This window comes from Pseudomonadota bacterium (assembly GCA_022361155.1).
GTDB lineage: Bacteria > Myxococcota_A > Polyangia > Polyangiales > JAKSBK01 > JAKSBK01.
Genome location: JAKSBK010000043.1, coordinates 1 through 10248 on the forward strand (window position 1 = coordinate 1; position 10248 = coordinate 10248).

Annotated in this window: 10 protein-coding genes; 3 read left to right on the plus strand and 7 right to left on the minus strand. The window is 63.4% G+C overall.

Annotated features, from left to right (window positions below):
• Positions 1-249: 249 nt before the first annotated feature.
• The 6 genes from MJD61_01255 to MJD61_01280 all read right to left on the minus strand — a co-directional run bounded on the left by MJD61_01255 (position 250) and on the right by MJD61_01280 (position 5334).
• Positions 250-1494 (minus strand): tetratricopeptide repeat protein, encoded by a 1245-nt coding sequence (locus MJD61_01255; GenBank protein MCG8553904.1) that lies wholly within the window; start codon positions 1492-1494, stop codon positions 250-252.
• Positions 1495-1513: 19 nt separating this feature from the next.
• Positions 1514-2197 carry an energy transducer TonB gene (locus MJD61_01260; GenBank protein ID MCG8553905.1) on the minus strand — a complete coding sequence of 228 codons (684 nt, stop codon included), beginning with the start codon at positions 2195-2197 and terminating at the stop codon, positions 1514-1516.
• Entirely contained in the window at positions 2197-2598 is a 402-nt protein-coding gene (locus MJD61_01265; protein ID MCG8553906.1) for a biopolymer transporter ExbD, read from the minus strand. The genes MJD61_01260 and MJD61_01265 overlap by 1 nt, the downstream gene beginning before the upstream one ends.
• A 6-nt stretch (positions 2599-2604) precedes the next feature.
• Positions 2605-3129: a MotA/TolQ/ExbB proton channel family protein gene (locus MJD61_01270; protein MCG8553907.1), complete on the minus strand. Its 525-nt coding sequence runs from the start codon at positions 3127-3129 to the stop codon at positions 2605-2607.
• Positions 3113-4489, minus strand: coding sequence for a MotA/TolQ/ExbB proton channel family protein (locus MJD61_01275; protein MCG8553908.1), 1377 nt, complete (start codon positions 4487-4489; stop codon positions 3113-3115). The genes MJD61_01270 and MJD61_01275 overlap by 17 nt, the downstream gene beginning before the upstream one ends.
• Positions 4490-4554: 65 nt before the next feature.
• Positions 4555-5334 carry a DUF3450 domain-containing protein gene (locus MJD61_01280; GenBank protein ID MCG8553909.1) on the minus strand — a complete coding sequence of 260 codons (780 nt, stop codon included), beginning with the start codon at positions 5332-5334 and terminating at the stop codon, positions 4555-4557.
• A gap of 930 nt (positions 5335-6264) precedes the next feature.
• Here MJD61_01280 and acs point away from each other — a divergent pair.
• Positions 6265-8259 carry an acetate--CoA ligase gene (gene acs / locus MJD61_01285; protein ID MCG8553910.1) on the plus strand — a complete coding sequence of 665 codons (1995 nt, stop codon included), beginning with the start codon at positions 6265-6267 and terminating at the stop codon, positions 8257-8259.
• A 222-nt stretch (positions 8260-8481) separates the two neighbouring features.
• A complete protein-coding gene (locus tag MJD61_01290) occupies positions 8482-8700 on the plus strand; it encodes a hypothetical protein (GenBank protein ID MCG8553911.1) in 219 nt (72 codons plus the stop codon).
• Positions 8701-8820: 120 nt separating this feature from the next.
• Here the strand turns inward: MJD61_01290 and MJD61_01295 are convergent, their stop codons facing one another.
• Complete coding sequence (locus MJD61_01295; GenBank protein ID MCG8553912.1) at positions 8821-9477, minus strand: CDGSH iron-sulfur domain-containing protein; 657 nt, start codon at positions 9475-9477, stop codon at positions 8821-8823.
• A gap of 247 nt (positions 9478-9724) precedes the next feature.
• On the opposite strand from MJD61_01295, the gene MJD61_01300 reads away from it, so the two are divergent.
• On the plus strand, positions 9725-10248 hold a 524-nt coding region (locus MJD61_01300; GenBank protein MCG8553913.1), incomplete at its 3' end, for an AI-2E family transporter.

The window sequence follows — 10248 nt, forward strand, 5'->3', positions numbered from 1 at the left end:
CCCCAGCCCGGCAACGCTCCGCGACCTCCGTGCCACGGAACGAAGCGGCCCTGTTATGACGCAGAATCGACACAAAGTGAAGCCATGGGACGCCGGGATGCGTAGCGCAGGGCTATATGCACAGAGCGCAGGGCCGGGCCGAGGAGGAAAGCCGCTCACGCGCCCGCAGCGGACCCCGGAGCAATAGCTTACTATTGCGAGGACGGCCGCGAGGACGAAAGCCGCTCACGCGCGATTCTGGGCAGCAACCTAGGAGCGCCGGCGGGCCTTCAACATAGTCAACCAAGCGTCGGCTGACTTGGAGCTCGCCTTGTGCTTCTTGGCGAGCTTGAACGCGTCCTTGGCGGGCGCCAGCTTGTCATCGCGGAAATTCACGATACCGAGGTACAGGTACGCATGCCCAGGATTCCTGAGCTTGCCCTTCTTGATGGCGGCGCTGATAGCCTGCCTGGCCTCGGGCCACTCCATACGCTCCATGTGGATCGACGCGAGGCGCATATAGGTTTCGCCACCCTTGGCCTGGCGCGCAGCTTCCCTGAGCGGCTTGACGGCCCTCTCGAGCTCCTTGGCCTGAAGCCATGCCTCGGCAAGCATCTCCAGAGTCCTGGTCTCACGCTTGACCGAACCGGCCTTGATGGCCTTGTCCAGCAGACGCGCGCCCTTGTAGGGGACGCCCTGCTGGATATACAGCTGAGCCAGGTTCTTCAGCTCGTAGTCCTTCGTGAGAAACCCCTGCTCGTTGGCCAGGTCGAGCACGGCAAACGCCTCGTCGTCCCTGCCGACCTTTGCGTACGACGCAAAGAGCTGAAGCCAATAGGTCTTCTTCTTCGGGTGTTCGCGTACCAGGCGCTCCAGCACGCCGGTGGCTTCCTTGTATTGTTCGAGCTCGTAGTGGATGCTTAGCAGCATCTGAAGCCAGCTCTCCTTGGGCTTTTCGGTGCTGGCCACCGCCCGCTTGGCCCAGCGCAGGGCGCGCCGGAAGTCCTTCGTTTGGACATACGCCATGGCCATGATGTAGTGGGCGCTGGGACGTATCTTGTCGGTCTTGCGAATCCACGCTCTGAGCGCATTGAGCGCCTTTTTGTATTGCTTGTTGACCAGGTACAGCTGACCCAGGTTGAAGTGGATCTCGAGCGTTACCTGCCGAGTCAGCGCGTCCTGCGCCACGCACTTCTCGAAGGCCTTAATCGCCTTTTGCACCTTCTGCTGGCTCGAGTAGACGTAGCCGTACATCTGCCACATCACGGCCTTCTCGTGGTCGTTGATCCCCTTGCGCTCCCGCAGGTCATCGAGGTGCTCCAGGGCGTCGGCGTACTTGCCCTCACCCAGCGCTTCTTGCGCGCGAGTTACGCGCTTGAAGGCCCATGGCCCCATCACAAGCGACTTGCCGGATTCCGATTCCTGCTGCGCCTGTGCACGATTGCCCGCAATGATGGCGCTAGCCAGCAGGCACGCCATCAGCCAGGGATAGTATCGATGACGACGCTGCTTCATGCCGGGCTTCTCCTAACGGCTATTGATCCTCGAGACGGAAGTTCAGTCTCACTCGCTCACCCCGCTTGGTAACCGGTTTCCCGTCGACCACTTTGGGACGGTACTTCCATTTCTTTATGGCCTGAATGGCGGCCCGGTTGAACACGAAGGACGGCTTCGCCTTGACTACCCGCGGGTCTTTGACCGCGCCACTGGGCGTCACCGTGAACACGAGCTCCACCCAACCCTCGAGGCCCCGTTGGGCCGCCTCCGGTGGATACATGGGCTGCACACGCGTCAACGGAATCAGCGGCGCGTCCTGAATCGCGCCGATCCCTGGGCCGCCGCTGATCTGCAGCGCCGACTTGTCCATGGTCGGCGCTGCAGGTCCCGAGATCGCGATGCCTTTGACGCTGCTGCCCATCTTCATCGCCGTCATCTTGGGTATGTTGGTGTCTTGCTTGGGCGGCGCCTTCTTCGGGAGCTCGCGCTTGCGCTTGGTCTGGAGGTCGAGCTCCTGGCGCAAGCGTATGAAATCCACCATCTTCGTGTCTTCCATCTCGTCGAACTTCGCCTCGCCCATGGCGATCAACGAGTGCATGAACACGAAAAGCACGCCGGTAACCCCCACGGCACCCAGCGCCGAAACGCCGAGCCGCGTCATGTCTCGCCCCGCGGGCTGGGCGTTTGGGTTCGCTACCCTCGTTACGTCGGGATCGTTCATCACATCGGCTTGGCGGCGATGGCCACGTTATCCACGCCCGCAAGCTTTGCGGCGTCGATGACCTGCACCAGCAGACCGTTCTTGGATGCACGGTCCGCCTGGATTACCATGGATCCCTTCGGGTTTTCTGCAAGCAGACGCTCGACGTTGGCTCTTACCTGCCGCACGTCCACCGGTCGCTTGTCGATCCAGATCTGCCCGTCAGCGGTGATGGCAACCAGGATGCTGGCCCGGGCCTTGGTCTCGGCGCTGGAAGCATCCGGCCGGTTCACCTCCACACCGGCTTCTTTCACAAACGACGCAGTCACGATGAAGAAAATTAACATGATGAAAACGATATCCAACATGGGGGTCATGTTGATGTCGTCTTCCTCGTCTTGTCGGATTCGTCGGACTGTCATACGCGCCTAGCCTGAGCTGAGCCTATCTTCGAGTTCCTGGATTCTGCGCTTGGAAAGCTGGTCCAAGCGAGCACTGAAATATACACCGGCAAGGGCCGCTGTCATGCCGGTCATCGTAGGGATGGTTGCCTTGGACACGCCACCGGCCATCGCGCGGACGTTGCCGCTGCCCACGAGCGACATGACGTCGAAGACTTCGATCATGCCCGTGACCGTCCCCAACAGCCCCAGCAGGGGACAGAGCCTGATCAACGTCTTGATCATGGGGATGAAACGCCGGACGCTCTGAGAAGCCTCGGAAATGATCTGGCGTCGGATCTGCTGAGCGTACCAGGATACGTGATCGCGCCGCGCTTCCCATGTGGCCACGACCAGGGCGCTCTCGCGCGGCTGCACCCTGTAGATGTGCCAGAAGCGCTCCAGGATCAGCGTCCACATCAGGAACGTGACCGCCATGAGGGCGTAGATCACGTCGCCCCCCATGCGCACCAGGGCCTCCACGCCCTGGAACACCTTAGGCAAGGAGTCCATGACCGCCTGTCGTCTGTTGCTCGGCACGCCGCGCTACCAGCCCGGCGCTCTGCTCATCGAGCACGCCCATGACCCGGCCGCTCAAGCTGCGGACCCAGCTGTGCAGCAGCACGAGCGCGATGGCCACCATCAAGCCCAACATCGTGGTGACCAGGGCCTCGGAAATACCTCCAGCCATTCGTTTGGGGTCACCCGTGCCGAACAGAGTCATGGCCTGGAAGGTGCGTATCAAGCCCGTGACCGTTCCGAGCAGCCCCATGAGCGGTGCTACTACCGACACGATCTTGACGGCCCACAGGTAGCTGTCGAGCTTGGGCAGCTCGCGCAGGATCACCTCGTTCAGGCGATGCTGCAGGGTGTCGATGTCTGCGGTCGGATTGTCGGCCTGAACCAAGAGCACCCGCCCGAGGGGATTGTCGGCACTGGGAGCTCCCAGGTTATTGCGCTGCTGGCGCACCTTGAGACCGATGAACGACAAGTGGCCGAGCTTTGCGAGGGCCACCAGGAACGCAGCGAACCCGAGTACGATGATGGTGTAGCCAATCACGCCGCCGTAGTCGATCCGCTCGCGGAAGCTCGGAGTGCGGATGAGCGCTCGTAGCATCGAGCCACGCGTGAAGTCCACGCCGAAGAAGGTGGCCACGTCGCCGCCCACCACGGTGGCGATCGACTCGGCTCCGTCCAAATAGCGTGGTTGAGGCTGCCGGGTCAGCTCCACGAGCTCTTTGGTTGCGGGCAGCCAGTCGAGGTACTTGCCGTCCGCGACCGCGTTGAAGATCCCGACTCGGATGACCTCCCGTTCGGTTTTGTTACCGTTGGCATCTACGACCGTGCCTTTGAAGCGCGCGACTTTTCCTTGCTCGATCGTTTCCTGCTGCATGAGGTACCAGAGTCGCTCGAGCTCCTCGATGGCAGGCAGCTCCTTGCTGGTGGCCAGCTTCTGTAGGCTGTCCGCCCGGCCCGGATACTGGGCGCTGGCTAGCGACGACTCCAGCTGGCTGCGCATGTCACCGGCGTATTGCCGAATCACGCCAAAAAGCTCACCCAAGGTACCGAGGCGTTCCTTGAGCGTGTTTTCGCCCTCGGTGATCTTGGTTTCGTTGTGATTGAACTCCGCCTCCAGGTTCGCTCCGCGCTTCTCGAGCTTGCGCAGCTGGGCCTTGGCGCTGTCCAGCAGGCTGGCCTGGCGACGTTTCGCTGTACGAAACTCCGCCTCTCGTTTCTTGGTCTCTGCACGGTCGGCCTGCCAGCCTTGCTTGACTTGGCGGAGCAGGTCGTTGAGGTTCTTGGGCTGGGCTTGCGCGCCGCCAGCGACCACCAGCCAGCTCGCCAGCCACAGGCCAGCGGCGCACTTGGCCATTGCAGTCGATTTCCACACGGCGGTTGATTTCCACACGGCGGTTGATTTCCAAGTTACTAGAGCCTTCACTTCGAATCCTCCTGGGGCGCGGGAACCGGCAGCCACAACAGATCGTTCGGCGCCTTCTCCTTACGTGCGATGCGTAGGCCTTCCTTTACGGCGTCGCGGTAGCGATTGGGCAGCTTCTCCCAGCGCCGCGTGGCCTGGTTCCAGGCACCGACTTCCTTGCCATCCAGGCTGCGGTAGAGCAGCGCCAGGCGCCCCACTCTCAGGAAGTCCACGGTACGTTTTTGGCCGTCCACCTCGATTGGGCCCTTGTAGTGCTCGATGGTGCGGCCGTAGTCGCTCTCGATTCGGTAGGCCCCCAGGATTTGGCGGTAGCGCTCCGAGTCCGAAACCGCGGAATTGCTCATGAGCGCCTTGAGGCGCTCGACACGCCCTTTGCGTTCCTCGGCCAGGAACGGTACGTCGAGCTTTCTCAGGTTGTCGAGGGCGTCGATCATCTTGAGCATCAGCGGAGTGAGTGCGCGCGAAAAGACCGTCGCGTTCTGGATCTGCCTGTCAAGCGACGCGAGCTCCTTCTCCTGGGAGCCGATCAACGTGTCAACTTGACGGTTGTAGACCTTGAGCGCGTCGATTTGCTCGAGCACCGACTGGTACTCGGCCGCGAGGCCGGTCCGCTGCTCATGGATCTTGTCGATGCGCTGCTGCGCCTTGGCACCTTCCGCATGCCGTTCCCGATCGGTCTTTACGACATCCTTCAGGCTCTCCGCGCCGGCATCTGCCGGGCCCATGAGGCCGACCATTGCCGACAGGAACGCGAACGCCTTGAGGCGTCGGGTCAAGACGCCATGGCCACCTCGATTTGGATCAAACCCGCCCAGCGGCGTTGCGCCGCCATCGGCTACCGGGAGCATTCTCGCGACCGCGCGCCCTGCTGGCTGGGCGCCTCGAAGCCGACTTGGCAACGCCATTCCGACCCGACGCCTGACCTTTGGCGCTTGTTGAACGCCTTGCATCATTACGATCCTCCTTCGAATACCGGGAGCATTCTCGCGACCGCGCGCCCTGCTGGCTGGGCGCCTCGAAACCGACTTGGCAACGCTATTCCGACCCGATGCCTTACGTCAGCTGACAAAGCGGCACAACCCACGTTTGTAGTTGAAATAGACACGCCTTCTTACTTGTTGGATCTCGCTTGTTGGATCCGCAGCGGCCGCCTCGACACCGGCTGGCGCGCCTGCGCGCACCAATTTCCCTCATCGGCTAATCACCAAAGAAGCAAAGGTTGGTCGGGTCGCGGTTCCGGCCAACCGGGCGAACGGCGTTGTCCACCGGGACGAGCGGCGAATCGTATTCCCACCCGTGCAAAAGTCAAGGGATACTCCCGACGGCTGGGCGCGGCAGGACCGGCCGGCACGGACAGCCGCCGCCTGCTGCTCCGCCAGGGCGTGCGCGGAAGGCCGGGCTTCGGCGTCACACTGAAGAAGCGGAAGCAATTCCAGTGGGTTGGGGCTGGGCTCGGCATAAGCGTCGGGTCGGGGTACGCGGTCACGTCGATTTCGATCCATCCCGCCCAGCGGTCTTGCGTCGCTTTCGAATGCGGGGAACTGTCGCGGCTTGTGCTCGGTGCGCGAAGCCGGCTATATCCCAACCAATTGCATGGACTTGCGCGGGGGCGGATACACCCGAGTCGATTGGGATCGTCCCCTGGATGGTCGTGACGACTCGGCGGACCTGTGGACGGCGGGGGAGGAAACCAGGAAGGTGCGCAGATGAGTAAGCCCGGCAGCGAAGCAGGCCTCGAGAACTTGATGCACGAATCCCGGGTGTTCCCGCCTCCGGCCACGCTGGCGGCCGGAGCTCACCTGAGCAGCGTGCGGGACTACGAACGGATGTGGAAGCGCTCCATCAACGACGGGAACGGCTTCTGGCTCGAGCAGGCGCAACGCTTGAGCTGGTTCAAGCAGCCCACGCGGGCGCTCGAATACCAGTGGGACAGCAAGGGCCGAGCCATCCGGCACACGTGGTTCGCCGATGGCGTGCTGAACGTCTCCCACAACTGCCTCGATCGTCATCTGGGCACTCCGGTCGAACACAAGACCGCGCTCCTTTGGCAGGGCGAAGCCGAAGACGCGGTTCGCCGCATCAGCTACGGCGAGCTTCACCGGGAGGTGTGCAAGTGCGCGAACGTACTCAAGTCGCTGGGCGCTGCCAAGGGCGACCGGATAGCAATCTACATGCCCATGGTTCCGGAGCTCGCGGTGGTGATGCTGGCCTGCGCCCGGATCGGCGCCCTGCACTCGGTTATCTTTGGCGGGTTCAGCTCCGAGGCCATCCGCGACCGGGTCAACGATTCCGACTGCAGCCTGCTCGTGACCGCCAACGCAGGCGTACGCGGCGGCAAGGTGATTCCGCTCAAACAGATCGCCGACAAGGCGCTGCAATCCACGCCGAGCATCAGGAACGTGCTCGTGGTGCGCGCCTGCGACGAGGCTTGCGGGATGAGCGCCGATCGCGACGTGTGGTACCACGAGGCCATGCAGGGGGCGGACCCCGCCTGCGAGCCAGCGCCGGTCGAAGCCGAGGCGCCGCTCTTCATCCTCTATACTTCGGGCTCCACGGGCAAGCCCAAGGGCGTGGTGCACAGCAGCGCAGGCTACCTGCTGCAAGCCAGTCTGACCCATCGCCTGGTGTTCGATATTCACGACGACGACGTGTACTGGTGCACGGCCGACATCGGTTGGGTGACCGGGCACAGCTACATTGTCTATGGACCGCTCGCAAATGGGGCCACTTCGCTGATGTTCGAAGGCGTACCCACCTATCCGGACGCCGGCCGCTTCTGGCACATCTGCGATAAGTTCGGCGTGACCGCCTTCTACACGGCACCCACAGCCATCCGGGCGCTGATGCGGCTGGGTACCGAATGGCCGCACAAGCACAAGCTCGAGAGCCTGCGCGTCCTGGGGACGGTGGGCGAGCCCATCAACCCGGAAGCTTGGATGTGGTACCACGAACAGGTCGGACGTGGCCGCTGCCCGATCGTCGACACCTGGTGGCAGACCGAGACCGGGGGCTTCATGATCACGCCGCTGCCGGGCGTGCACACCCTGAAGCCGGGCAGTGCGGGCCGCGCCTTCTTGGGCGTCGACCCGGTCATTTTGCGCGACGACGGCACGGAGTGTGCACCCAACGAGGGCGGCAAGCTGTGCATCCGCAGGCCCTGGCCGGGCATGATGCGCACGACCTGGGGCGATCACGACCGCTTCATCGACACATACTTTCAGGCCTTCGACAACGTCTACTTCACAGGCGACGGTTGCCGGAAAGACGAAGACGGCGACTACTGGCTGATGGGTCGCATCGATGACGTGGTCAACGTGTCGGGTCACCGGATTGGCACAGCAGAGGTAGAGTCGGCCCTGGTGAGCCATCCTCGGGTCGCCGAAGCTGCCGTCGTGCCGATTCCGCACGATATCAAGGGTCAAGCGCTCTACGCGTTCGTTACCCTCATCGAAGGCTCCAGCGAGAGTGCGGCGCTGCAAAAAGAGCTCGCTCTGCACGTTCGGCACGAAATCGGGCCCATCGCCGTGCCGGAGACGCTGCAGTTTGCACCCGGTTTGCCCAAGACTCGCTCCGGCAAGATCATGCGCCGGATTCTGCGTAAGATCGCGGAAAACGCCACGGAATCGCTCGGGGACACCACCACCCTGGCCGACCCCGGAGTGGTCGAGACCTTGGTCAAGGGGCGCGCAGTGGCAGGCTAGCGTCCTGGAACGGAAACTCCTCACATAATCTCGGCGGTCCTTGACGCCGATCGAACCCGCGACCGCCCTTCGCGGCCGCTTATCGAGACGTTTGTTGAGCAGGTGCTGCCGGCCAGAAATACGTCGTGGCTAGATTCCATTGGGAGCAAAGCGCCGAATCCGCGCCTGGGTGCTCAAGAATCTTCGCTGTCTGTCGATCCTTGGGGATGAAGGAGCCCCCCCATGAATCCGACGCTCCCGAATCGCTTCAGTAGTCTTGCCCGCTGGACCTTTTGCACCCTCGCCGCTTCCCTCCTCGTGTGCCCGGAGGCGCTTGCGATGCCGGCTCGACAGGCCGCTTCCCCGGACGGTCTTGGCAGCCAACACATCGTTTTTCTCGCACTGTTCGCGCTGATCGCCGGCCACCAGCTCGTACAGGCCGCACAGGACGGCAGCGAGTAGGGGCGTGGCCGGTCTCGGCGTTACGTTTGGACGTACCCTGTTCGACCGCGGATCGGCCGTCATCACGGTCACCTCGATCGAATCGGGCTCGAGTTCGGCGACGGCACGGGTCAACCGGTTTCAGTCGGCCTGAAACCCAGCCTCACGGTGTGACCCATCGCAAAAGGGCCTGTTCTTGGACTCTCCGCAGCGGCACAGCGCGGCCTTGGTGCCCTTCCACGCCACGCGCCCGCTGCCCGCGATGATCGAGAAATTGCCCTGAAGCAGCAGGGGCCCGCCGAGCGCCCGTCGCACCTGGAGCCTGCCGCCCGTGCTAGTGGCAGCCTCACCCCGCTCACCGACAGCACCGCAGTCGCGGAATCCCTTGGCCTCGTGCGCGTTATCGCAGAACGGCTTGTTCCGAGAGGCGCCGCAGCGGCACAGCGCCGCGCGAAAACGCACCCCCGGCATGCCGGCCTGAGCACCATCGATGTCTAGATCGCCGCGCAGGTACAGTGGGCCGTGAGCCGACACCACGACCACGTTTTCCTGGTCGCTGTGCTCGCTCGTTCCGCCGTCCTTGCGAATATAGGTAAGCGCTCCGGTAGGACAGCGTTCGGTCACTTCCACGACCTCGTCGGCCTTTACGAGGTCCGGCTGGCACCACGGCTTTCGGCCGCCGACGAAGAGCTCGCCCTGGGCCCGACCGCACTCGCCGATGTGAATGCAAAGGCGAGCGTCCCAGTGCACGTCCACATCGTCGCTACAAAACTTGCTGATAGGGTCGTCGCTAGCCACGTTGTCCTCCTACGAGCTGCAACAGTCTCAGCATTGGGTCGAGGCTTCAAGCAGAAAGGAAACGCCAGGGCCGGAGGCGCCGCTGGGTGTGGCGAGCCCGAAGCTGCCGCTTCCAGCTAGTACTCGCTGCGCGAGCGCGCGGCGCAACCGCGCCTCCTTCCTTTGCTGAACGGGCGGCAGAACGCCGGTGGCTGGGCTGACCTGCGAGGCCCGTGCCCCACCGGCAGATTCCTGGTAGCGTAGCCGCGTGAGCGACCGGGCGGGCACGTACACTGTGATCGTCTTGGCCTCCGTGGTGGTGGTCTGCGGAGGCATCAAGCTGGCAGCGCCCATTGTAGTGCCCTTCCTGCTGGCACTGTTCGTGGCGACCGTTACCGCGCCGCTGGTGTTGTGGCTGAAATCGAAGCACTGGCCCATTGCCGCCGCGGTGGGTTTGGGCATCCTGGTCGATCTGGCTGTGTTCACGGGCATGGGCTGGCTTGCTGGGGGCTCGGTCAACGCGTTCTACAAGCGGCTGCCGCACTACAGGGAGCAGCTGAGCGCCGGGGTGACGGACGCGGCGCAGTGGCTCAACGATCGCGGGATCGAGGTTTCGGCCGAAGTGCTCAAGAACATGGCCGATCCGGGACCGGTGCTCGGCCTGGTGGCGGCTTTGATCCGCTCTCTGGCAGGGCTGCTGTCCAACGTGCTCTTCGTCACGCTGATGGTCGGCTTCATGCTGTTCGAGGCCATCACGCTGCGCAGCAAAGTCGAGCGCGCCTTGCCGACCTC

Excerpts from the sequence above, each read along its gene's own strand:
- MJD61_01255 (MCG8553904.1), bottom strand. The coding sequence starts at position 1,494 with ATGAAGCAGCGTCGTCATCGATACTATCCCTGGCTGATGGCGTGCCTG.
- MJD61_01260 (MCG8553905.1), bottom strand. The coding sequence starts at position 2,197 with ATGAACGATCCCGACGTAACGAGGGTAGCGAACCCAAACGCCCAGCCC.
- MJD61_01265 (MCG8553906.1), bottom strand. The coding sequence starts at position 2,598 with ATGACAGTCCGACGAATCCGACAAGACGAGGAAGACGACATCAACATG.
- MJD61_01270 (MCG8553907.1), bottom strand. The coding sequence starts at position 3,129 with ATGGACTCCTTGCCTAAGGTGTTCCAGGGCGTGGAGGCCCTGGTGCGC.
- MJD61_01275 (MCG8553908.1), bottom strand. The coding sequence starts at position 4,489 with ATGGCCAAGTGCGCCGCTGGCCTGTGGCTGGCGAGCTGGCTGGTGGTC.
- acs (MCG8553910.1), top strand. The coding sequence starts at position 6,265 with ATGAGTAAGCCCGGCAGCGAAGCAGGCCTCGAGAACTTGATGCACGAA.
- MJD61_01290 (MCG8553911.1), top strand. The coding sequence starts at position 8,482 with ATGAATCCGACGCTCCCGAATCGCTTCAGTAGTCTTGCCCGCTGGACC.